We start from the raw sequence: 22,296 nt of genomic DNA on the forward strand, positions 1-22,296 counted from the left end.
CGGAATTCGACTGCTCCTTTGTTCGCCATGGCGAACAAAGGAGCAGTCGAAAACGGGCAGAAGTGTTCCCTAGACCTCGGTCGGTCCCGCGCCGCGCAGGTCGAGCACCTCGACCCCGCCGTCGGCGCCGAAGTCGCCGATGTGGGTGACGTACATCCCACGGCCCTGCTCGTTGAGCAGCCCGTCGTGGATAGGAACGATGGCCCGGGAGGGGGCGATCCGGCGCACGAAGGCGATGGCCTCGGCGACCTTGCCCCAGGGGGCGCTCACCGGGACCCCGAGCAGGTCGACCTCACCGGGCTCGCCGTCGAGCGCGTCCCCGGGGTGGTAGAGCACCGGCTCGTCGGCCGCGCGCACGACCACCCCGGTGTTGCCGATCCGTGGCACGTAGGGGTGGATGTCCGCGTGCCGCTCCCCGACACCGGTCAGCTCCACGGTCCCGTCGCCGAGAGCCACCGAGGTGGCGTCACGCAGCACCTCCACGCGGTCGGCATACCCGGCGTCCTCCACCGACTCCGCCGTGTCGGCCTCCATGAGCACCCGGGCGTCGGTGTTCGCGTCGAGGAGGGCGTCGATGCGCTCGGGGTCGAGATGGTCGGGGTGCTGGTGGGTCACGACGACGGCGGTGAGCCCGGTGAGGTCCTCGAGCTCGGAGAAGACCCCCGGGTCGATGAGGATCCGCTGGTCCGCGACGTCGACGAGCAGGCAGGCATGGTCGAGGTGGGTGATCCGCATACCCTCACCCTAGGCGCAGCCACGTAGCCTTGCCTCCCGTGGAGTTCCTCAACGGCATGGAGCCGGCGCACGACCTGACCTACAACGACGTCTTCATGGTCCCGTCCCGCTCGTCGGTGACCTCGCGCCTCGACGTCGACCTCACCACCGCGGACGGCACCGGCACCACGCTGCCGCTGGTCGTCGCCAATATGACGGCGGTGGCGGGCCGCCGGATGGCCGAGACCGTCGCCCGGCGTGGCGGGATCGCGGTGCTGCCCCAGGACATCCCGCTGCCCCAGGTGCGTGCCACGATCGAGCAGGTCAAGGCCAGCCACCCGCTCTACGAGACCCCCATCACCATCGACCCCGCCGCCCCGGTGGCGCAGGTGCTGTCCGTCATGTCCAAGCGTGCCCACCGCGCGGCGGTCGTCGTCGAGGGCGGCAGGCCGGTCGGGATCGTCACCGAGGACGACACCGACGGGGTGGACCGCTTCGCCTCGGTGCGCGACGTCATGGAGCCGCCGAGAGTGGTGCTCGAGGACGGCGTCGACCCGCGCAGCGCCTTCGACGAGCTCGAGCAGACACGCGCGGGTATGGCGCCGGTCGTCCGGGACGACCAGCTCCTCGGCGTGCTGACCCGGACCGGCATCGTCCGCTCCGGCATCTACACCCCGGCGCTGGATGCCGACGGTCGGCTCCGCGTCGGCGCCGCGGTCGGCATCAACGGTGACGTGCGGGCCAAGGCGGCCGACCTGCTGGACGCGGGCGCGGACGTCCTCGTCGTCGACACCGCCCACGGTCACCAGGACAAGATGATCGACGCCCTGCCCCTCGTCGTCGAGGCCCGGGACGCCCACCATGAGAGCACCGGCGTCCGCGTGGTGATCGCCGCGGGAAACGTCGTCTCCCGCACCGGCACCCAGGACCTCGTCGCGGCGGGAGCCGACATCGTCAAGGTCGGCGTCGGCCCGGGCGCGATGTGCACGACCCGGATGATGACCGGGGTCGGCCGCCCGCAGTTCTCGGCCGTGCTGGAGTGCGCGGACGCGGCCCGTGAGCTCGGGGCGCACGTGTGGGCAGACGGCGGCGTGAAGTACCCCCGCGACGTCGCGCTCGCGCTCGCCGCCGGCGCCGCCTCGGTCATGGTGGGCTCGTGGTTCGCCGGGACGCTGGAGTCCCCGGGCGACCTCATCCACGACACCGACGGGCGGCTCTACAAGGAGTCCTTCGGTATGGCGTCGGCCCGGGCGGTGCGCCACCGCACCCGGGAGATGTCCGCCTTCGACCGGGCCCGGGCCGCGCTCTTCGAGGAGGGGATCTCCTCGGGCCGGATGTTCGTCGACCCGGCGCGGCCGGGGGTCGAGGATCTCGTCGACCAGATCGTCTCCGGGGTGCGCTCGGCCTTCACGTATGCCGGCGCACGCACGATCGGGGAGTTCCACACCGGTGCTGTCGTCGGCATCCAGGGAGCGGCCGGCTACGACGAGGGGCGCCCCCGGCATACCTCCTGGTGAGCGGGCCGGACGCCTCTGCGCGCGAGTTCGTCTTCTGGGAGCCCCTTCGTCATCTATGAGCCCCCTCGAACAGGCTCGCGAGTGACGTCGAGGCTCGAAGACGTCCCCGTCAGGCAGGCCGCCCGGTGGCGATGATCGCCGGCCGGGCCCCGCGTGCGGCCTGACGCACGATCGCGTCCACCGCACACGTGCCGTCGAGATCCGACCAGACGACGCGACCCACGCCATATCCCAGGGAGCGGATCCGGTCCTCGCGTCCCTTCTCCGCCGCCAGCGCCGCCGCGCCCTCGTGCCCGTCGTACTTGACCCGGCCGTCGAACTCGAGCACGACACCGAGCTGCGGCAGGTAGAAGTCGACCCGGGCGATGTCGTGCCCGTTCTCCACGATGCGGTACTGGGGGATCGCCACGAGCCCGAGGTCGGCGAGGATCAGCCGCAGCAGCGTCTCCCCGGGTGACTCGCTGCTGGCGTCGGCGAGGCGGATCGCCGCCCGCGCGCCACCGATCCCCGGCACGTGCGTCTGCCGCCCCAGGGCCTCGTCGAGCTCGTCGACGGTGACCAGCTGCCGGTGCAGCGCCGCGTCGGCCGCCACGACGCAGGAGCGGCGAGGGGCGACCAGGCCAACCCCCACGACAGCCGTGGCGAGGTCCACCCTCCTGGGCTCCGCGGTGGCGTCCAGGTGCTTCGCACCGGGGAAGGTGTGGACGGTATACCGCTCGTAGCGGCGGCAGTTGCCCGTCGCTGTCGCATGGCACAGGTGCACCCGCTCCAGGCCGGCGTCGAGGAGGGGCAGGTCCCACAGCAGCGCTGCGGTCGTGTGGCTCGCGGCCCATCCTTCCGGGTGCCAGCGGAGCAGGGCGCGGGCGCGCAGGACGTGCCGGTCCGTGAGGTGACGCTGCTCGAGGAGGACCGAGGTCTGGACGTACGCCCCACGCGCCACGCGGGTCAGGATCTTGCGCTGCACGAGACGCCGCAGCACCTCGCGGTTGAAGCCCAGGCCCGCCGCCTCCCGGGTGGTGACGACGTGGTAGTGCGTGGTGAGGAAGGCCTGGAGCTCGGGATGCATGGGTCAACGCTGGCGCATGTCGACCCCCGGTGGGGCGCCGTGCGGACATCTGTGGACAACTCCGGCCGTGTCCGGGAGCCGGTATGTCCTCTGTGCGCCGGTTCGTCACTCAGGATCCCTCTCGAGGGGGCTCCTGAGTGACGTCGAGGCGTCCAGTCGAGAGCGGGACCGAATCGAGCCTCAGCCCAGGTGCTGGGCCTGCCAGGCGGCGCCGATGATGCCGGCGTCGTTCTTGAGCTGCGCCGGGACGATCGGGGCGCGCGTGTGCAGCAGCGGGAGGTACTTGTCCGCCTTCTTCGAGACGCCGCCGCCCACGATGATGAGGTCGGGCCAGAGCAGGTCCTCGACGTGGGAGTAGTAGCGCTGGAGCCGCTCGGCCCAGTCCTCCCAGGACAGGTCCTCGTTCTCGCGCGCGGAGCTGGCCGCCCGGGTCTCCGCGTCGTAGCCGTCGAGCTCGAGGTGGCCGAGCTCGGTGTTGGGCAGCAGCTCGCCCTTCATGAACAGCGCGGTGCCGATGCCGGTGCCCAGCGTCGTCAGCAGCACGACGCCCTCGTTGCCCCGCCCCGCGCCGTAGTGCATCTCGGCCACGCCGGCGGCGTCGGCGTCGTTCATGACGAAGACCGACCGGCCCACCCGCTCGGTGAAGAGGGCGTCGGCGTCCGCACCGATCCAGGAGGGGTCGATGTTGGCCGCGGTGCGCACCGTCCCGTGGTGCACCACCGCGGGCAGCGTGATGCCCACGGGGCTCTTGCCGCCGATGTCGTCGTCGAACTTGTCCACGATCTCGGCGACGACCTCCGCGACCGCCTCGGGCGTGGACTCCTCCGGGGTGGGGATCCGCTTGCGGTCGGTGGCGAACTCGCCCTTCTTGAGGTCGACCGGGGCACCCTTGATGCCGCTGCCCCCGATGTCGACGCCGAGCACGTTCTTCGTGGCCATGTTCACTCCCTCGTGGTGACTGCCCCGAGAGTACGCCCTGGGCGGGGCCCGCCGCGTCAGCCCCCTGACGTCACGGAAGGGTGAGGATCTCCGCGCCGTCGTCGGTGATGAGCAGGGTGTGCTCGAACTGCGCCGACGGCGCCCCGTCTGCGGTGAGGATCGTCCAGCCGTCCTCCCACTCGGTCCAGTCCGGGCTCCCGAGGTTGAGCATCGGCTCGATGGTGAAGGTCATGCCCGGCTCGATGACGGTGTCGTAGTCCGGCGCCGCGTCGTAGTGCGGGATCACGAGCCCGGAGTGGAAGGCCTCACCGACACCGTGCCCGGTGTAGTCCCGGACCACGCCGTAGCCGAAGCGGTCGGCATAGCTCTCGATGACCCGCCCGATGACGTTGATCTCGCGCCCCGGGCGCGCGGCCCGGATGGCCCGGTCGAGGGCCTCGAGGGTGCGCTCGACGAGCAGCCGCGTCTCCTCGGCGACCTCGCCGACGAGGAAGGTCGCGTTGTTGTCGCCGTGGACACCGCCGAGGTATGCCGTGATGTCGATGTTGCAGATGTCGCCCTCGCGCAGCTCCCGGTCGTCCGGGATGCCGTGGCAGATCACCTCGTTGACCGAGGTGCACAGCGACTTGGGGAAGCCGCGGTAGCCCAGGGTGGAGGGATAGGCGCCGTGGTCGAGCAGGAACTCGTGCCCGGCCCGGTCGATCTCGTCGGTGGTGACGCCCGGCCGGACCATCTCGCCGCACAGCTGCAGCGCCTGCGCCGCCAGCCGCCCGGCCACGCGCATCGCCTCGATGGTCTGCGCGTCCTTGACCTCCGACCCGCGGAACGGTGCCGGCGCGGGACGGTCGACGTACTCCGGGCGGGCGATCGAGCCCGGCACCGGGCGTCGCGGGCTGACCTGTCCGGGAGCGATCGGGGTGAGGGTGGGCATAGGGTGAAGTCTAGGTGCCGCCGACGTCCCGGCGGCACGCACGTCGGCGTCGCACGGGAGGTCAGCAGATGGAGTATTGGTTCAACACGAAGTCCGGCACGGTGCAGCGGGGGGACGACCCGGAGCTCGCGCGCAGCGGCGACCTCATGGGCCCCTACGGCAGCGAGGAGGAGGCCTCGCGCGCCTACGAGATCGCGGCCGAGAAGACCGAGAAGTGGGACGACGCGGAGCGCGAGGACGACAACTGGGACAACAACCCGTTCAACGACAAGGGGTGAGACCCGCCCCGTCGTGACGGGTATGCCTCCCGCCCGTCCTCCGGACGCTCACCGGTGCAGCTTCGGCAGCACCTCGCGACCGAAGACCTCCAGCCACTCGCGCTGGTTCTTCCCCACGTTGTGCAGGTAGACCCGGTCGAAGCCGAGGTCGAGCAGGTCCTGGATGTGCGCGCGGTGCTCGTCCGGGTCGCTCGAGATGACCATGCGGCCCTCGAAGTCCTCGGGCCGGACCAGCTGGGCCATGGCCGCGAAGTCGTGCGGCGACCGGATGTCCGCCTTGCCGAACTTCATCCCGCCGTTGGGCCACTCGGTCATGGCGTTCTCCAGCGCCTGCTCGTCCGTCTCGGCCCAGGACAGGTGCAGCTGGAGCACCTTGGGCATCGTGTCCGGGTCCTTGCCGGCCTCCCGCGCCCCGTCGGCGAAGCGCCCCAGCAGCATCTCGATCTTGTCCCGCGGCGCCCCGACGGTGATGATGCCGTCGGCGTGCCGCCCGGTCTTCTTCGCGTTGACCGGGCCGGCGGTCGCGACGAGCACGGGCGGCGCGGCCTCCGGCATCGTCCAGAGCCGGGTGGTCTCCATCTTGAAGAACTCGCCGGCGAACTTGGTGTCCTTGCCCTCCAGCGAGGCGTCGAAGAGCTGCCGGATGAGGTCGACCGCCTCGAACATCCGGCGCGAGCGCTCACCGGCCTCGGGCCAGTAGCCGGCCAGGACGTGCTCGTTGAGCGCCTCCCCGGCGCCGACCCCGAGCCAGCTGCGGCCCGGGTACATCGCCTCCAGGGTCGCGGCCGCCTGCGCGACCACCGCCGGGTGCCAGCGGAAGCTCGGGCAGACCACGCCGGGCCCCAGGTCACCGGTCGTGCGTTCGCCCACGGCGGTGAGGACGTTCCACACGAAGGCCGACTGTCCCTGGTGCGGCACCCACGGGGCGAAGTGGTCGGCGGCCATGCACCCGGAGAAGCCGTGCTCCTCGGCGGCGGCCGTGAGGGCCACCGCCTCGGAGGGGTGGAACTGCTCCAGCATGGCGGCATACCCGACGGTGAGATCGCTCATGCCGACCAGCGTAGGCGCAGCCACCGACGCCGCGACGGCCCGAGCGACGGGTAGCGTGCGCGGGATGGACGAGGTGCACGTCGAGCGGGTGCTGCGGGCGGTGGAGCAGGTGCCGCCGGGCCGCGTCGTCTCCTACGGCGACCTCGGCGACCTCGTCGGCCTCCGGCCGCGGCACGTCGGGTCGATCATGAGCCACTGGGGCATCAACGTCACGTGGTGGCGGGTGACCAACCGGGTCGGCGACCTCCCGGAGGCGCTGCTGGCCCGCGCCCGACCGCACTGGGAGCAGGAGGGCATCGCTCTCAAGGACTCCGGATCCGGCTGCCGCTTCGCGGACCACCACGCCGACCTCGACCGGCTGGGAGAGGACTACGCCCGCGCGGCGGCCGACCTGGACGATGCGGCAGGATGAGGCCATGAACCGCCAGCAGGAGTATGTCCTCCGCACCATCGAGGAGAGGGACATCCGGTTCGTCCGGCTCTGGTTCACCGACCTCATGGGCACGTTGAAGTCGGTCGCCGTGGCGCCGGCGGAGCTGGAGCAGGCGTTCGCCGAGGGGATCGGCATCGACGGCAGCGTCATCGAGGGCTTCACCCGGGTCTACGAGGCGGACATGATCGTCCAGCCGGACGCCGACACCTTCCAGGTGCTCCCGTGGCGCGACCGCACCGCCCGGATGTTCTGCGACATCAACATGCCCGACGGCACACCGGCGTCCACCGACTCGCGCAACATCCTGCGCCGCGCCCTCGACCGCGCGGGCCAGGAGGGCTTCACCTTCTACACCCACCCCGAGATCGAGTTCTACCTCTTCCGCGAGCCCTACGAGTCGGCCCGCGGACCGGTGCCCGTGGACCAGGCCGGCTACTTCGACCACGTCGCCCGCGGCGACGGCCACGACTTCCGCCGTGCGGCCATCGAGATGCTGGAGCAGATGGGCATCTCGGTGGAGTTCAGCCACCACGAGGGCGGCCCCGGGCAGCAGGAGATCGACCTGCGCTACGCCGACGCCCTGTCGATGGCGGACAACATCATGACCTTCCGCACCGTGGTCCGGGAGGTCGCGCTGCACGAGAAGGCCTTCGCCTCCTTCATGCCCAAGCCGCTCGCGCAGCAGCCGGGCTCGGGCATGCATACCCACGTCTCGCTCTTCGAGGGCGACAGCAACGCCTTCTACGAGCCGGGCGCGAGCTACGAGCTGTCCCAGACCGGCCGCCGGTTCATGGCGGGCGTGCTCGCGCACAGCCGGGAGATCTGCGCCGTCACCAACCAGTGGGTCAACTCCTACAAGCGGCTCTGGGGCGGCGGCGAGGCGCCGGCGCACGTGTGCTGGGGCCACAACAACCGCTCCGCGCTGGCCCGCGTCCCGATGTACTCCATGGGCAAGGGCCACTCGCGCCGGATCGAGGTCCGCTCGATCGACTCGGCCTGCAACCCCTACCTCACCTACGCCCTCGTCCTGGCCTCCGGCCTGCGTGGGATCAAGGAGGCCTACGACCTGCCGCCCGAGGCCGAGGACGACGTCTGGGCGCTCACCGACGCCGAGCGCCGCGCCATGGGCATCGACCCCCTGCCCCAGAGCCTCGGCGAGGCCGTGGCGGTGATGGAGGAGTCCGAGCTGGTGGCCGACGTCCTCGGCGAGCAGGTCTTCGACTTCTACCTGCGCAACAAGTGGCAGGAGTGGGGCGACTACCGGTCCCAGGTGACGCAGTTCGAGCTGGACCGCTACCTGCTCCACCTGTGACCAGGGGGTATGCCGTGTACTCCGCAGAGCGCGACCCTCGCCCGACCGCCGGACGTCGCGCGTCCGCGGAGCCCGGTCGGGTCGGCGCCACCGAGCTCGCGCGCGGCGGCTTCCAGGACGGGGAGCGGGCGGGGAGGCTGCTCGAGGAGGTGCTCGACCGGTTGCGGGAGGGCGCCGACACCGGTGACGGGGACGTCGACGTGGCCTCCCTGGTCTCCGACCTGGGCGCCACGGGGGACCCGGACGCGGCACTGCTGCTGCTCGTCCGGCTGCTGGACCCGCGCTCGACCGGCGCCGACGGCACCCGCACCGACGAGGCGACCCGGCCCGTCGTCCTCGGGGGCGGCGAGCCACGGCGGCGCCTCCTGGCGCTGCTCGGGGGCACCCAGGCCCTCGGCGAGTCGCTGCTGCGGCATCCCGAGCACGTGCGCGACGTGGCCGAGGGGGAGCTGCCCGAGGCCTGGTCCATCGTCGAGGCGGTCCGCGGGCTGCAGGGGCGGGAGGGCGCCGACGCGCTGCGCGTCGCCTACCGGCGCCAGCTGCTCCGGCTCGCGACCGCCGACCTCGTCTCCACGGACCCGGTGTCGCTGCTGCCCGCGGTCGGCGGCGCGCTCGCCGACCTGGCCTCGGCCGCGCTGGAGGCGGCGCTGCTGCTCGCTCGGGCGGAGGTGGACGGCGAGGAGACCTGCGACCTCTGCATCGTCGGCATGGGCAAGACGGGCGGCCGGGAGCTCAACTACCTCTCCGACGTCGACGTCATCTTCCTCGCCGGACCGCGGGGCGAGGCCCCCGAGCAGGACGCCCTGGAGGTCGGTGGAAAGCTGGCGAGCGCGGTGATGCGGATCTGCGGTGAGTCCACCGCCGAGGGCACGCTGTGGCAGGTGGACGCGGCGCTGCGGCCGGAGGGCAAGCACGGTCCGCTGGTGCGCTCGCTGGGCTCGCACCGGGAGTACTACCAGCGCTGGGCCAAGACGTGGGAGTTCCAGGCGCTGCTCAAGGCCCGGGTGGTCGCCGGGGACGGCGATCTCGGCCGCCGGTGGCTGGAGATCGTGGAGCCGATGGTCTGGGAGGCCGCCGGCCGCGAGAACTTCGTCGACGAGGTGCAGTCGATGCGTCGCCGGGTGGAGGAGCATGTCCGACGGGACGAGGTGGACCGGCAGATCAAGCTGGGCCCGGGGGGTCTGCGGGACATCGAGTTCAGCGTCCAGCTGCTCCAGCTGGTGCACGGCCGGTCCGACACCAGCCTGCGCTCGCGCACGACGCTGGAGGCGCTGGCCGCGCTGCGCGACGGCGGCTACGTCGGGCGCCCGGACGCGCGCAGCCTCGACGACGCCTACCGGCTGCTGCGCTGTCTGGAGCACCGGGTGCAGCTGCACCGCATGAAGCGCACCCACCTCATGCCGACGAGCGAGGCCGACCTGCGCCGTCTCGGGCGGCTCCTGGGGGAGCGGGGCGAGGCGGACCGGGCGGTCACGCAGCGGTGGAAGGCGGTGCGCCGGGAGGTTCGTCGCCTGCACGAGCGGCTGTTCTACCGTCCGCTGCTCTCGGCCGTCGCCCGGCTGTCCAGCGACGAGGCACGTCTCTCGCCCGAGGCCGCCCGCGAGCGCCTGGCCGCGCTCGGCTTCCGGGACCCGGCCGGCGCCATGCGGCACCTGGAGGCGCTCACCGAGGGGTTGAGCCGCCGGGCGACCATCCAGCGGCACCTGCTGCCGGTCATGCTCTCCTGGTTCGCCGACGGCGCCGACCCCGACTCCGGCCTGCTCGCCTTCCGCCGGATCAGCGACGCGCTGGGCACGACGCACTGGTACCTCGGGATGCTGCGCGACGAGGGCAGCGCCGCCCAGCGCCTCGCGCGGGTCCTGTCCTCCAGCCGGTATGCCGTCGACCTGCTCATCCGCAGCCCCGAGACCGTCTCGCTGCTCGGTGACGAGAACGAGCTGGTGGCGCCCCCGGACAAGGAGGCGCTCGTCGCCCGGATGAGTGCTGCCGCCCAGCGGCAGCCCAGCGCCGAGGAGGCCTTCGCCTCGGTCCGGAAGGTGCGTGCCCGGGAGCTGGTCCGGATCGTGCTCGGCGACCTGGCGGCGGGGTGGGACGGGCCGCACGTCCGTCAGGCGCTGAGCGACCTCACCGACGCCTACCTCGAGGGGGCGCTGGGGGTCGCGACACGCCGGGTCCTGGCCCGGCGCGAGGAGGAGCCCGCCATGGCCCTCGTGCTCATCGGCATGGGCCGGCTCGGGGGCCGTGAGGTGGGGTATGCCAGTGACGCGGACGTCATGTTCGTCTACGACGTCGTCGGCGACGACCCCGACCTGGCGGCCGAGCAGGCCGGCGACGTCGTCGCCGAGCTGCGCCGCGGGCTGTCCGGCCCGGGACCGGACCCGGTGCTCGAGCTCGACGCGGCCCTGCGCCCCGAGGGCAAGGGCGGGCCCCTGGTCCGCAGCCTCGCGGGCTACCGCACCTACTACGAGCGCTGGTCGGCCGGCTGGGAGTCGCAGGCACTGCTGCGGGCGCGGCCGGTGGCCGGCGATCCCGGGCTGGGGAAGGCCTTCACCGAGATGATCGAGCCGCTGCGCTGGCCCGAGGGTGGCATCGAGGAGGCCGCCGTGCGCGAGATCCGCAAGCTCAAGGCCCGGATGGAGGCCGAGCGGCTGCCCCGCGGCGCCGACCCGCGCACCCACCTCAAGCTGGGGCTGGGCGGCCTGTCCGACGTCGAGTGGGTCGTGCAGCTGCTGCAGCTGCAGCACGCGTACGAGCACCCCGGGCTGCGCACCACCAGCACGATCGACGCGTTGCGTGCGGCGGGCGGCGCCGGGCTGCTCACCGAGCGGGACCTGCACCCGCTGCTGCACGCCTGGACCACGGCCTCGCAGCTGCGCGACGCGGGCATCGTCTGGCGGGGTCGGGCCGTCGACAGCGTGCCCAGCGACCTGCGGGACGCCGAGGGGATGTCGCGCGTCATGCGCCGGCCCGCCGGCAGCGGGGCCTCCCTCGCCCAGGACTGGCGGCGGATAGCCCGGCACTCGCGCGAGGTGGTGGAGCGGCTGCTCTACGGCAACAAGCCGCCCCGGCACGCCCAGGAGGGGCGCGCGACCGACTCCGCGGCCGGCCGCTTCGGCGGTGGGTCGACCCGCCGCGGCGCGGCGCGGGACCGCCGCACGGACGGTTTCGGGCGTCCCCGGGTGTCCTCGCCGCCGCGCTCGGCGGGACACTTCCCGACGCCGCGCCAGGATCCCTTCGGCCGGTCCCGTCGCCCCCGCCGTGGCGAGGACGAGGGCGGGCCCACCGATCCGTAGGATGGGTGCGTGACCCCCGAGCCCCCCACCGACCCGGCGCGATCGGGTGGGCTGCTGCTGTCGGCGGGGCCCCGGGCCGAGGTCGACGCCTGGGTCGGGGCGAGCGTCGTGCCCGTGACGGTGGTGCCGCTGGAGGGATGGACCGCGGTGGTCACCCGAGGCGGTTCGCAGGCGGGTCCGCCCTACGAGGACGGCGGTCTGGTCAGCGCCTGCCGGGTGCTGTCCGCCAAGGCAGGGCCCGGCCTGGGCTTCTACGAGGTCGACGGGCGCGCCCTCGTCACCGCGCACCCCGCAGGACGCCGCCGGCGGGTCCGCTGGGTGGTGTGGGAGCCCGAGCAGGGCCTGCTGCGCCCCCCGGGCCTCGACCTGGCCGGACCGGCCGAGCTGGTGCGGCTCGCGGGCGCGGACCCCGGCACGCGGGACGAGCTCGTGGAGCTGCTGCACGAGACCGGGGTACGGCCGGCCCGCATGCTGCAGGCGGTCATGGCGACCCTCGGCCTGCCGGGGACCCGGCTCGTCGAGGAGCCCGCCCGCGCCGACGACCTGCCCGGTGCGGTGCGGGTCGTGCCCGACCGCCGCCAGGTCGGGTGGTTCGAGGACGCCGTGCGCGACTCGGTCCGGCTGCGGCAGGAGCTGGGCGTCCTGTCGTGACCGGCACCCTGACCCTGCTGCCCGCCGTGGACGTCGCCGGGGGCCGCGCGGCCCAGGCGCGTGACGGCGCGCCGGACGATCCCCTGCGCATCGCCACCGACCTCGTCGACCAGGGCGCCGCGATGCTGCACCTCGTCGACCTGGACCGGGCGTTCGGGCGCGGGGGAGACCCCGACCTCATGACCGAGCTGCTCGGGCGCATACCCGTGCCGGTGCAGCTGTCCGGGGGCATCGCCACCACCGCGGACGTCGCGTGGGCGGCGGGCACGGGCGCCAGCCGGGTCGTCCTCGCGAGCTCGGCCCTGTCCGAACCCGCCCTGGTCGAGGCTGCCGCCGCCACCCTGGGGGAGCGGCTGGTCGTCGCCGTCGACGTCCGGGAGGGCCAGGTCGTCGCCCGCGGCACCCCGCTGGTCCTCGGCCCGACCGCGGAAGTGCTGGCCGGTCACCCGGCGCTGCGGGACGGGCGGATCCGGGTGCTGGTGGCCGACGCTTCCCGGGACGGCCGTCGCAGCGGCGCCGACCTGGACCTGTTCGCCTCGGTGGCCGAGCTCGTCGGCTCCCCGGTCACGGCGTCCGGGGGCGTGGCCGACCTCGCCGACCTGACCCGGCTGCGCGCCAGCGAGGCCGTCGACGAGCTGGTGCTCGGGGCCGCCCTGCACGAGGGTGCCTTCACCCTGCGCGACGCCCTGGAGGTCTGCGCGTGAGCGACCGTTTCTCCGGCCACCGTCCGCAGGACGGCGCCGACACCGCCGGGACCCCCTGGGCCGGGCGCACCCTCACCGGCACCGGTTTCGACGGCGACACCGGGGAGGCGGACGGGCGACTGGCCCGGCTGCTCGACGGCGACGACCCGGCGCCCGGCGAGGTGGTGGCCGCCCTCTCCGAGGCACGGCTCATCGTGCCCGTCGTGGCGGTGCCGGGGGAGGTCGACACCTCCTCGGGCATCCCGGCGGACGCGAGCAGCGACATGGCCGCGGTGACGCTCGTCGCGCCCGACGGCCAGCGGGCGCTGCCCGCCTTCACCAGCACCACCGCCCTGACGGCCTGGGACCCGCAGGCGCGGCCGGTGCCAGTGACCGCGCAGCGCGCGGCGCTGGCCGCCGTGCAGGAGGGGTGTACCGTCATCCCGCTGGACCTTCCGCCGGCGCCGGGCGCGGCGGCATACACCCTGAGCGGCTCGATGGTCTGGGCCCTCGCCATGGCCCGGGAGTGGGTGCCGGCGCACCGGGACGACCAGGTGCTGCGGGCCGTCGCGGCGACCGTGGCGCCCGAGGACGACGTGCTGGCGCACCGGCTGTCGGGGACCGCCGGGGAGCTCGTCGTCGAGCTCGGCCTGCGCCCGGGCCTCACCGGTCCGCAGGTCCAGGCGCTGGTGACCCGGGTGGGCGAGGGGCTGGCGGTGGACGCGGAGACCCGCGCCCGGATCGACGCCGTGACCTTCCGGCTCCTCACCGCCTGAGCGGCGGCATACCCCACCCGGACGCACGAACGGTGTGCCACCTCCGTCGGGCCGACGGAGGTGGCACACCGATGACAGGGGGTCAGGTCAGCGACGACCGCCGATGAGGTCGCCCTCCTCCTCGCGCAGGAGCTCGCGCTCCGCGGCGTCGGGACCGTCCTGCGCCTCGAGCGCGATCTGCTCGATGCGCTCGCCCACGGCCTGGTCGATGTTGCGCCAGTACTCGTAGACCCGCTCGCGCACCTGCGGGTCGCAGACGCCCATCATGCCGCCGACCGTCTGGGCCAGCCGCTCGCGCTGGGCGTCGTCGTAGACCTCGCGGACCAGCATCCCGGGCTGGACGAAGTCGCCGTCGTCCTCGCGCAGGTCGTAGGCCTGGCGCACCAGCTCGCCGTCGGCCTCCCAGCCGTTCTCGACCGGGCCGGTCTCGTCCGACCACGGACGCCCGTAGGCGTTGCCGACATAGGTCGGCTGGCTGCCGGAGTGGAGGTAGGCCATGGGGCCGTCGAACTGGTAGGCGTTGACCTGCACCTTGGGCTGGTTGACCGGCAGGTGGGTGAAGTTGGCGCCGATCCGGTGCCGCTGGGCGTCCGGGTAGGAGAAGACGCGCGCCAGCAGCATCTTGTCCGGGGAGACGCCGGTGCCCGGCACCTGGTTGGACGGGCTGAAGGCCACCTGCTCGATCTGGGCGAACCAGTTCTCCGGGTTGCGGTTCAGCGTCATCCGGCCCACCTTGATGAGCGGGTAGTCCGAGTGCGGCCACACCTTGGTGAGGTCGAACGGGTTGTAGCGGTAGGTCTTGGCGTCCTCGTAGGGCATGACCTGCACGGACAGCGTCCAGCTCGGGTGGTCCCCGCGCTCGATCGCGTCGAAGAGGTCGCGCCGGTGGTAGTCGGCGTCGGCGCCGGCGAGCTGCTCGGCCTCCTCGTTGCTGAGGTTCTCGACACCCTGGTCGCTGTGCCAGTGGTACTTCACCCAGAAGCGCTCACCGGACCCGTTGACCCACATGTAGGTGTGCGAGGAGTAGCCGTTCATCTGCCGCCACGTCTTCGGCAGACCGCGGTCACCCATGAGGTAGCTCACCTGGTGCGCCGACTCGGGGTGGGCGGTCCAGAAGTCCCACTGCATGTTGGGGTCGCGCAGCCCGCTGTCCGGGGTGCGGCGCTGGGACCGGATGAAGTTGGGGAACTTCATGGGGTCGCGGACGAAGAAGATCGGCGTGTTGTTGCCGACCAGGTCGAGGTTGCCCTCGTCGGTGTAGAACCGCACCGAGAATCCGCGGACGTCGCGCCAGGTGTCGGGGGAGCCCTGCTCGCCGGCCACGGTGGAGAAGCGGGTGATGACCTCGCTGCTCGCGCCGGGCTGGAAGATGCCGGCCTTGGTGTAGGCGGTGACGTCCTCGGTGGTCTCGAAAGTGCCGAAGGCGCCCGAGCCCTTGGCGTGCGGCAGCCGCTCCGGCACCTTCTCGCGGTCGAAGGAGGCCAGCGCCTCGATGAGGCTCACGTCGTGCAGCAGCAGCGGGCCGTTGGGTCCCACCGAGAGGCTGTTGCGGTCCGAGGGGTTGGCGGCACCGTTGCTCGTCGTGGAGCCGGTGGGCTGGGGGCCCTCGCCGGAGTGCTCGGCGTTGATGTATCCGGGGTAGGTCATACCTTCTCCTTGGTGGTGGTGGACATGCGGGCAGCTGAGGGGTCGGGTCGGCAGTCCGGGCACAGGCCCCAGTAGATGACCTCGGCCTCGTCGACGTCGAAGCCGACCGAGAGCGCGGGGGCGGGGTCGAGGCAGGGGGCCGAGCCGACGGCGCAGGGGACGTCGACGAGGACGTCGCAGGAGCGGCAGACGACGTGGTGGTGGTTGTCCCCGAGGTCGAGCTCGTAGCGGGCGACGGCGTGGGCCGGCTGGATGCGCCGCACCAGGCCTGCTCCGCACAGGACGGACAGCACGTCGTAGACCCCCTGGACGGAGATCCCGTCGGCGCGCCGGCGCGCGAGCGCGACCACCTGGGCGGCGTCCGCGTGCGGGTTCTCCTGCAGCAGGCCGAGGACCGCCAGCCGAGGGCGGGTCACCCGCAGCCCGGCACCACGCAGGGCCGGGGCGAGGTCGGTCGTGCTCATGCCCCGATCCGACCACCGCAACTTGAACCACTCAAGTTAGGGCAGGCTGAGTGCGCCCGCCCGCCGGTGGCCGGCGACGGCAAACGCAAAGGCTGGGCAAAACCTGGGTATGGAGTTGGTCAAGGACCTTGTGATGCACCTCACCCCCTCCTAGCGTGAACCGCACGAGTGGCGCCGGGGGAGGCGCACAGAGGGCAGAGAGGTGACGGGTGACGGCGACGGACGGCATACCTTCCCGGGTGCCCGCTGCGCCGGTGTCCGAGGGGAGCACCGAGACCGAACCTGCGATGGTGGTCGTGCTCTCCGAGGCGACCGCCGGTCACCTCGCCAGCCTGGCCGGGGCCGGCTGGCCCGGCACCGTCCTCGTCGTGGGCTCGGTGGCCGAGGCCCGCGAGGCGCTCGCCGGCGACGTGCCGGAACGGCTCCCGCAACCGGGCGGCCTGCGGCTGGACGCCGACAGCCGCAGCGTGGTGCACGCCCCGGAGAGCGAGCAGCTCACCCCCCTGGAGTACGGCCTGCTCGAGGCCCTGCTGGCCGACCCGGGCCGCGTGCTCAGCTTCGCCGACCTGACCAGCACGGTGTGGGGGACGACGTACACCGGTGACTGCTCCCACCTCCACGCCGTCGTGCGGCGGCTGCGGGTCAAGCTCGAGGCCATCTCCGCCCCGGTCCACCTCGCCGCCGTGCGCGGCGTCGGCTTCCGGCTCGCGCCCCTGGCGCCGCTGCGCGGAGGTGCCCTCAGGAGCCTGTGACGGGGAGCGGGATCGGCGTCCGGCAGGGGCGTCGATCCAGTGCTGTCCGGCCGGATCCGGGGTTCCGCCAACTACCCACTTTGTGCACGTGTTGCCCACGTCCTGTCGTTGTTCTGCGCACGCCCGCCTCCCTAGGTTCGACGGGTCGGGGTGACGTATGTCACCCGACATCACCCTCAACCGAGAGGACAGTTCATGCATTCGAATCCGCGACGACGCTGGTGTGCAGGTCTTGCCGCCGGCGCCCTCGTTGCCTCAGGGCTGGCGGCCACGGTGCCGGCCGTGGCGGCACCCGGGGGGCTCGAGCCGAGTCTGGACGACAAGATCGACGCCCAGGTCGACGAGCAGGTGGCGAGCGGGGGGCGGGCCGATGTCTGGGTGCGCTTCGCCGACCGTCCCGACCTGAGTCAGTTCTCCACGATCCAGGACTGGGACAAGCGCGGTCAGGCCGTCGTCGATGCTCTGCAGGCATCGGCCGACGCCAGCCAGGCCGACCTCAAGGAACAGCTGGACACGCAGGACGTCGACTACCAGGCGTTCTGGGCCACCAACTCGATCCGGGTCGGCGGCGCGGACCTGGACCTCGTGACCTCGATGGCCTCGGCCGGCGGGGTGGAGGGGATCTACCCGACCCTGACGATCGAGGTGCCGGACCTCAAGGAGGAGGACCAGCAGATGGCCCCGGCGGCCGTCGAGTGGGGGGTCGACGACATCAACGCCCCGGCGGTGTGGGAGGACCTCGGCATCCGGGGCGAGGGGGTCGTCGTCGCCTCGATCGACACCGGCGCCCAGTTCGACCACCCCGCCCTGGTCAACGCCTACCGCGGCAACAACGGGGACGGCACCTTCGACCACAACTACAACTGGTTCGACGCCGCGGGCACCTCGCCCGACGCGCCTGCCGACAACGACGGGCACGGCACGCACGTGACCGGGACGATGGTCGGCGACGACGGCGGGGACAACCAGGTGGGGGTGGCGCCGGGCGCGAAGTGGATCGCGGCCAACGGCTGCTGCCCCACCGACGCCGCGCTCATCGCCTCGGGCCAGTGGATGCTCGAGCCGCGGGACCTCGAGGGTGAGAACCCGGACGTCTCCAAGCGCCCCCACGTCATCAACAACAGCTGGGGCACCCAGGGCCCCTCGACGGCCCCCTTCATGGAGGACGTCATCGAGGCCTGGGCGGCGAGCGGCCAGTTCGGCGTCTTCGCCAACGGCAACAGCGGCCCGGCCTGCGAGAGCGCCGGGTCGCCCGGCAGCCGCATCGTCGCCTACTCCGTGGGCAACTACAACAGCGGTCACACCATCTCCGGGACCTCCGGACGCGGCGCGGGTCAGGACGGCGAGATCAAGCCCAACATCTCCGCACCCGGCAGCGCGGTCCGGTCCTCGGTCCCCGGCAACGGGTATGCCGTCTACTCGGGCACCTCGATGGCCTCGCCGCACGTGGCGGGCGCGGTGGCGCTCGCCTGGTCCGGCGCGCCCGCCCTGGTGGGCGACGTGGACGGCACGCGAGGGCTGCTCGACGGCTCGGCCGTCAACACCGAGGACCTGCAGTGCGGTGGCACGGCCGAGGACAACAACGTCTTCGGCGAGGGCCGGCTGGACGCCCTCGAGCTGGTGAACTCGGCGCCGATCGGCGACGCGGGCACCCTGGAGGGCACCGTCACCGACGCCTCCAGCGGCGACCCGCTGCCGGACACCTCGGTCGAGGTCGTCGGCCCGATCGAGCGCAGCCTGCTCACCGACGAGGAGGGCACCTACGAGGCTCAGCTCTCGGCGGGTGACTACGACCTCACGATGAGCAAGTTCGGCTACGCCACCGCCACGGCGAGCGCCACGGTCACGGCGGGTGAGACCACCACGGTGGACGCCGCGCTGGACCCGGTCGCGAGCGGTGCGGTCACCGGCACGGTCACGGACGGCTCGGGATACGGCTTCCCCCTGTATGCCCGCGTCAGCGCCGAGGGCACGCCGGCGGCGACCTTCACCGACCCGGAGACGGGTGAGTTCTCGCTGGACCTTCCCGAGGGGGAGACCTTCGACCTCACGGTGCAGGTGCAGTACCCCGGTTACACGGCGCCGACCGTCGAGGCCACCTCCGGTGACTCCCTCGACGTCTCGGTCCCGGTCGACTCGGCCACCTGCATCGCGCCGGGGTACGAGTACGTCGTCGACGGTGTCACCGAGAGCTTCGACGACACCACCGCGCCCGAGGGCTGGGAGGTCGTCGACAACGCCGGCACCGGCGAGGTCTGGGCCTTCGACAACCCGGGCGGTCGGGACAACCTCACCGGCGGCGAGGGCAACTTCGCCGTCCTGGACTCCGACTTCTACGGCTCGGGCGGATCGCAGGACAGCCTGCTGATCAGCCCCAGCGCCGACATGTCGGACCTGTCCGAGCCGGTGGTCGGCTTCCGCCAGGACTGGTATGCCCTCGGTGACGACCTCGCCGACGTCGAGGTCAGCCTCGACGGTGGCGAGACGTGGACCACGGTGCTGTCCCAGGACGCCTCGGTGCGTGGGCCGGACGAGCAGGTCATCCCGCTGCCCGACGCGGCCGGCGAGAGCGACGTCCGGGTCGCCTTCCACATGTACCAGGCGGAGTACGACTGGTGGTGGGAGGTGGACGACGTCTTCCTCGGCAACCGCGTGTGCTCGCCCACGGGCGAGGGCGGCTACGTGGTCGGCAACGTCTACGCCGAGGAGGACGGCACCGGCGTCGTGGGCGCCACGGTGACCAACCTCGACGTGCCGGAGGAGACCGCGCTCACCACGGCGACGCCGGCGGACGAGAACCTCGACGACGGCTTCTACTGGTTGTTCTCGGGCACCCCGGGGACCCACCCGTTCGAGGCCAGCGCCCGCGGCTACTCCTCGGTCACGCAGGACGTCACGGTGGAGGACTCCGCCGCCGTCCGGGCCGACTTCAGCCTCGGGTCCGGCTTCATCGAGGTGGACACCGACGAGATCGAGGTCTACCAGCCGCTGGGCTCGGAGCGCCGCCACCGGGTGACGTTCACCAACACCGGGTCCGGCTCGGCCGAGGTCACGCTGACCGAGCAGGCCGGCGAGGTGGAGATCCTCCGCGTCGACGGCAGCCGGGACACGATGGGTGCCGCCGCCGAGGGCGAGGGTGGTGAGGTGGTCTCGCTGGACGTGGAGACCTCGCTCGGCGCCGCAGCCTCCGGCATGGGCAAGGCCGGTGCGGCCGACCCACTGCGGGTCGCCGCCGATCCCTGGACGCCGCTGGGCAACTACCCGCGCGTGGCCATGGACAACCGCGTCGTCAACCTCGACGGCACCTGGTACACCCTCGGCGGGACGACCGGCACGGCCGCCTTCGCGGACGTGAACCGGTACGACGCCGAGGGAATGGCCTGGACCGCGGTCGCGCCTCTGCCCGAGGCCGCCTCGGCGGTCACGGCAGGATCCGTCAACGGGCAGATCGTGTCCAGCGGTGGCTGGGTCGACGGTGGCGTGTCCACCGCCACCCACGTTTACGACGCGGGCGCGGACGCCTGGACCGGCGGGGCCGACGCCCCGGTCGCGGTCTCGGCTGCCGGGACCGCCGTGGTGGACGGGCTGCTGTACTCCGTCGGTGGGTGCACCACCGCGGACTGCCTGCCGACCACCGACGCGGTGATGGCCTACGACGCGGGAGCGGACAGCTGGACCCAGCTGGCCGACTACCCCGTGGCGGTCGCCTTCGCCTCGTGCGGTGGCGTCGACGGCCAGGTGATCTGCGCCGGAGGCAACGACGGAGCCGGCGGCATCGCCGACAGCTACGCCTACGACCCGGGTGACGACTCCTGGACCGCGCTGCCGGACGCCCCGGTGGACGTGTGGGCCGGGCAGTCGGCCGGCGCCAACGGTCAGATGATCGTCAACGGCGGTGTCCAGGGCGGCGCGGTCACGAACGCGAGCTTCGCGTTCGACGGTGCCAGCGGCGACTGGGTCGAGATGCCGGCCAGCAGTGCGGCCGTCTACCGCGGAGGTGCCGCCTGCGGCATCGCCAAGGTCGGCGGGTCCACCGGTGGCTTCACCCCGATCGACGTGGCCGAGCAGCTGCCCGGCTACGACGACTGCGGCGCCACCGGCGCCGACGTCGACTGGCTGACGGTGGACCCGATGGAGTTCACCATCGAGCCGGGCGACCGGGTGCGGGTGCGGGTGACCACGGACGCCAACGTGGCGCAGCCGGGTGACTACACCGCCGGCATCGGCATCCGGACCAGCACCCCGCAGGACCTGGACCCGATCGACGTGACGATGCATGTCAATCCGCCGCGCAACTGGGGCAAGCTCCAGGGCAGCGTGGAGGGTGTCGAGTGCGACTCCTCACGGGTCGGGCTGGGCGGTGCCGTCGTGGACCTCACGCCGCGACGGGGCGACCACGCCGGCTACAGCCTCATCACCGAGGAGGACGGTTCGTACGCCTACTGGGTGCTCACCGACAGGTACCAGGCGATCGTCGCCAAGGACGGCTACCGACCGACCGTGGACGAGATCCGCGTGCCCCGCGGGCGGATCGTGACGGAGGACTACGCCCTCCGCAAGATCGGCTGCTGAGCAGGCGCTGACACCGGCGTATGCCGGTGGTGGGCCCGCCTCGACCACGGTCGGGGCGGGCCTGCCGTCTGCTAGACTGATGAATCGACCAGTCGGGCGCCACGGCGTCCGACGTGCAAGAGGGGCCCCGCCCCCACCCGCGCCGACCTCCGGGTCGCCGGGTCCGACACGGTCCGCCACCGCCTCCGGGCGGCGGCTGCGGCGCATACCTGAGGGTGTGCGTGCTGCGCCGGACCGTGGGGGACAGGCCTCTTGCGCACCAGGTGCCAGGAGGCCTTTCTGGTGCCCGGGGTCGTCAGACACGACGACGAAGGAGCAGGCACATCAGCGAGCCTCGCATCAACGACCGCATCCGGGTCCCGGAAGTGCGGTTGGTGGGTCCCAACGGGGAACAGGTCGGCATCGTGCGCGTCGAGGACGCGCTGCGGCTGGCGGCCGAGGCCGACCTCGACCTGGTCGAGGTCGCCCCGATGGCGCGCCCCCCGGTCGCCAAGCTCATGGACTACGGCAAGTACAAGTACGAAGCCGCCATGAAGGCCCGGGAAGCCCGCAAGAACCAGGTCAACACGGTCATCAAGGAGATCAAGCTCCGACCGAAGATCGACGACCACGACTACGGCACCAAGAAGGGCCACGTCGTGCGCTTCCTCAAGGCCGGCGACAAGGTCAAGGTCACCATCATGTTCCGTGGCCGCGAGCAGTCCCGGCCCGAGCTCGGCTTCCGGCTGCTGCAGCGCCTCGCCGAGGACGTGGCCGAGCTCGGCCACGTGGAGAGCGCCCCGAAGCAGGACGGCCGCAACATGGTGATGGTGCTCGGCCCCACCGCCAAGAAGGCCCAGGTCCGTCAGGCCAAGCGGCGGGACGCCGAGCGCGCCCAGACCGCCACCGACGAGGCCACCCTCGCCACCGACCCGCAGTGAGGTGCGGGGCCCCGTGCCCCGGACCCACGGCATACCCGAAGGACCACGCCCGACCACGGGCGGAGACGACGAAGGAGATCGGCCCCATGCCGAAGATGAAGACCCACAGCGGTGCCAAGAAGCGCTTCCGTGTCACGGGATCCGGCAAGATCATGCACCAGCGCGCGCGCCACGTGCACAAGTTCCAGGAGCGCACCAGCCAGGCCGCGCGCCGGCTCGTGAACGACAAGGAGGTCGCGCCCAGCGACGTCCGCAAGGTCAAGAAGATGCTCGGTCTCTGACCTGAGCCCCGAACTTT

General features: G+C 72.5%; 19 protein-coding genes. 12 read left to right on the top strand and 7 right to left on the bottom strand.

Annotated features, from left to right (window positions below; all coding sequences use genetic code 11):
• Nucleotides 1-69: 69 nt before the first annotated feature.
• Complete coding sequence (locus tag SGUI_RS00690) at nucleotides 70-735, bottom strand: MBL fold metallo-hydrolase (RefSeq protein WP_066634961.1); 666 nt, start codon at nucleotides 733-735, stop codon at nucleotides 70-72.
• Nucleotides 736-773: 38 nt separating this feature from the next.
• Between SGUI_RS00690 and SGUI_RS00695 the strand changes: the two genes are divergently transcribed.
• Nucleotides 774-2,231, top strand: a complete 1,458-nt coding sequence (locus tag SGUI_RS00695; RefSeq protein WP_066634963.1) for a GuaB1 family IMP dehydrogenase-related protein — start codon at nucleotides 774-776, stop codon at nucleotides 2,229-2,231.
• A gap of 109 nt (nucleotides 2,232-2,340) precedes the next feature.
• Here SGUI_RS00695 and SGUI_RS00700 read toward each other — a convergent pair whose 3' ends face one another.
• The 3 genes from SGUI_RS00700 to map all read right to left on the bottom strand — a co-directional run bounded on the left by SGUI_RS00700 (nucleotide 2,341) and on the right by map (nucleotide 5,167).
• Nucleotides 2,341-3,297, bottom strand: coding sequence for a type IV toxin-antitoxin system AbiEi family antitoxin domain-containing protein (locus SGUI_RS00700; RefSeq protein WP_066634966.1), 957 nt, complete (start codon nucleotides 3,295-3,297; stop codon nucleotides 2,341-2,343).
• 180 nt (nucleotides 3,298-3,477) lie between these two features.
• A complete protein-coding gene (gene ppgK, locus SGUI_RS00705) occupies nucleotides 3,478-4,236 on the bottom strand; it encodes a polyphosphate--glucose phosphotransferase (RefSeq protein WP_066634971.1) in 759 nt (252 codons plus the stop codon).
• A 70-nt stretch (nucleotides 4,237-4,306) separates the two neighbouring features.
• A complete protein-coding gene (map, locus tag SGUI_RS00710; RefSeq protein WP_066634974.1) occupies nucleotides 4,307-5,167 on the bottom strand; it encodes a type I methionyl aminopeptidase in 861 nt (286 codons plus the stop codon).
• Nucleotides 5,168-5,235: 68 nt separating this feature from the next.
• On the opposite strand from map, the gene SGUI_RS00715 reads away from it, so the two are divergent.
• Nucleotides 5,236-5,445, top strand: coding sequence for a hypothetical protein (locus tag SGUI_RS00715; RefSeq protein ID WP_066634980.1), 210 nt, complete (start codon nucleotides 5,236-5,238; stop codon nucleotides 5,443-5,445).
• 48 nt (nucleotides 5,446-5,493) lie between these two features.
• Here SGUI_RS00715 and SGUI_RS00720 read toward each other — a convergent pair whose 3' ends face one another.
• A complete protein-coding gene (locus tag SGUI_RS00720) occupies nucleotides 5,494-6,495 on the bottom strand; it encodes a TIGR03557 family F420-dependent LLM class oxidoreductase (protein WP_066634982.1) in 1,002 nt (333 codons plus the stop codon).
• A 64-nt stretch (nucleotides 6,496-6,559) separates the two neighbouring features.
• Here SGUI_RS00720 and SGUI_RS00725 point away from each other — a divergent pair, with 64 nt between their 5' ends.
• From SGUI_RS00725 to SGUI_RS00750, 6 genes are read left to right on the top strand one after another with little or no spacing between them, the layout of a single operon-like run.
• The gene (locus SGUI_RS00725) at nucleotides 6,560-6,907 is read left to right on the top strand and encodes an MGMT family protein (protein WP_066634985.1); all 348 of its coding nucleotides are present in this window, start codon (nucleotides 6,560-6,562) and stop codon (nucleotides 6,905-6,907) included.
• Nucleotides 6,908-6,911: 4 nt separating this feature from the next.
• Entirely contained in the window at nucleotides 6,912-8,240 is a 1,329-nt protein-coding gene (locus tag SGUI_RS00730) for a glutamine synthetase family protein (protein WP_066634988.1), read from the top strand.
• Nucleotides 8,241-8,254: 14 nt separating this feature from the next.
• Nucleotides 8,255-11,533, top strand: coding sequence for a bifunctional [glutamine synthetase] adenylyltransferase/[glutamine synthetase]-adenylyl-L-tyrosine phosphorylase (locus SGUI_RS00735; RefSeq protein ID WP_066642462.1), 3,279 nt, complete (start codon nucleotides 8,255-8,257; stop codon nucleotides 11,531-11,533).
• Nucleotides 11,534-11,542: 9 nt separating this feature from the next.
• A complete protein-coding gene (locus SGUI_RS17280) occupies nucleotides 11,543-12,184 on the top strand; it encodes a hypothetical protein (RefSeq protein ID WP_066634991.1) in 642 nt (213 codons plus the stop codon).
• Entirely contained in the window at nucleotides 12,181-12,888 is a 708-nt protein-coding gene (locus tag SGUI_RS17285; RefSeq protein WP_066634994.1) for a 1-(5-phosphoribosyl)-5-[(5-phosphoribosylamino)methylideneamino]imidazole-4-carboxamide isomerase, read from the top strand. The genes SGUI_RS17280 and SGUI_RS17285 overlap by 4 nt, the downstream gene beginning before the upstream one ends.
• A complete protein-coding gene (locus tag SGUI_RS00750; RefSeq protein WP_066634997.1) occupies nucleotides 12,885-13,643 on the top strand; it encodes an SseB family protein in 759 nt (252 codons plus the stop codon). Before SGUI_RS17285 ends, SGUI_RS00750 begins: the two co-directional genes overlap by 4 nt.
• 87 nt (nucleotides 13,644-13,730) lie before the next feature.
• On the opposite strand, the gene SGUI_RS00755 is transcribed toward SGUI_RS00750, so the two are convergent.
• Together SGUI_RS00755 and SGUI_RS00760 are read right to left on the bottom strand one after the other, a co-directional pair.
• Nucleotides 13,731-15,290, bottom strand: a complete 1,560-nt coding sequence (locus SGUI_RS00755; RefSeq protein WP_066635000.1) for a catalase — start codon at nucleotides 15,288-15,290, stop codon at nucleotides 13,731-13,733.
• Nucleotides 15,287-15,754, bottom strand: coding sequence for a Fur family transcriptional regulator (locus SGUI_RS00760; RefSeq protein ID WP_066635002.1), 468 nt, complete (start codon nucleotides 15,752-15,754; stop codon nucleotides 15,287-15,289). The genes SGUI_RS00755 and SGUI_RS00760 overlap by 4 nt, the downstream gene beginning before the upstream one ends.
• 209 nt (nucleotides 15,755-15,963) lie before the next feature.
• Here SGUI_RS00760 and SGUI_RS00765 point away from each other — a divergent pair, with 209 nt between their 5' ends.
• From SGUI_RS00765 to rpmI, 4 genes are all read left to right on the top strand, one after another.
• Nucleotides 15,964-16,506 (top strand): winged helix-turn-helix domain-containing protein, encoded by a 543-nt coding sequence (locus SGUI_RS00765; RefSeq protein WP_157621685.1) that lies wholly within the window; start codon nucleotides 15,964-15,966, stop codon nucleotides 16,504-16,506.
• Between the two features lie 282 nt (nucleotides 16,507-16,788).
• A complete protein-coding gene (locus SGUI_RS00770) occupies nucleotides 16,789-21,078 on the top strand; it encodes a S8 family serine peptidase (protein WP_237141414.1) in 4,290 nt (1,429 codons plus the stop codon).
• A 374-nt stretch (nucleotides 21,079-21,452) separates the two neighbouring features.
• Nucleotides 21,453-21,998: a translation initiation factor IF-3 gene (gene infC / locus SGUI_RS00775; RefSeq protein ID WP_237141415.1), complete on the top strand. Its 546-nt coding sequence runs from the start codon at nucleotides 21,453-21,455 to the stop codon at nucleotides 21,996-21,998.
• Nucleotides 21,999-22,084: 86 nt separating this feature from the next.
• Entirely contained in the window at nucleotides 22,085-22,279 is a 195-nt protein-coding gene (gene rpmI, locus SGUI_RS00780) for a 50S ribosomal protein L35 (RefSeq protein ID WP_022925542.1), read from the top strand.
• The last annotated feature ends 17 nt before the right edge of the window (nucleotides 22,280-22,296 follow it).

This window comes from Serinicoccus hydrothermalis, assembly GCF_001685415.1.
Taxonomy (GTDB): domain Bacteria; phylum Actinomycetota; class Actinomycetes; order Actinomycetales; family Dermatophilaceae; genus Ornithinicoccus; species Ornithinicoccus hydrothermalis.

Bases quoted from the DNA above. Each gene is read 5' to 3' on its own strand.
- SGUI_RS00715 (WP_066634980.1), top strand. From the start codon at position 5,236: ATGGAGTATTGGTTCAACACGAAGTCCGGCACGGTGCAGCGGGGGGAC.
- rpmI (WP_022925542.1), top strand. From the start codon at position 22,085: ATGCCGAAGATGAAGACCCACAGCGGTGCCAAGAAGCGCTTCCGTGTC.
- SGUI_RS00700 (WP_066634966.1), bottom strand. From the start codon at position 3,297: ATGCATCCCGAGCTCCAGGCCTTCCTCACCACGCACTACCACGTCGTC.
- SGUI_RS00725 (WP_066634985.1), top strand. From the start codon at position 6,560: ATGGACGAGGTGCACGTCGAGCGGGTGCTGCGGGCGGTGGAGCAGGTG.
- SGUI_RS00730 (WP_066634988.1), top strand. From the start codon at position 6,912: ATGAACCGCCAGCAGGAGTATGTCCTCCGCACCATCGAGGAGAGGGAC.
- SGUI_RS00720 (WP_066634982.1), bottom strand. From the start codon at position 6,495: ATGAGCGATCTCACCGTCGGGTATGCCGCCATGCTGGAGCAGTTCCAC.
- SGUI_RS00760 (WP_066635002.1), bottom strand. From the start codon at position 15,754: ATGAGCACGACCGACCTCGCCCCGGCCCTGCGTGGTGCCGGGCTGCGG.
- SGUI_RS00690 (WP_066634961.1), bottom strand. From the start codon at position 735: ATGCGGATCACCCACCTCGACCATGCCTGCCTGCTCGTCGACGTCGCG.
- SGUI_RS00755 (WP_066635000.1), bottom strand. From the start codon at position 15,290: ATGACCTACCCCGGATACATCAACGCCGAGCACTCCGGCGAGGGCCCC.
- ppgK (WP_066634971.1), bottom strand. From the start codon at position 4,236: ATGGCCACGAAGAACGTGCTCGGCGTCGACATCGGGGGCAGCGGCATC.
- map (WP_066634974.1), bottom strand. From the start codon at position 5,167: ATGCCCACCCTCACCCCGATCGCTCCCGGACAGGTCAGCCCGCGACGC.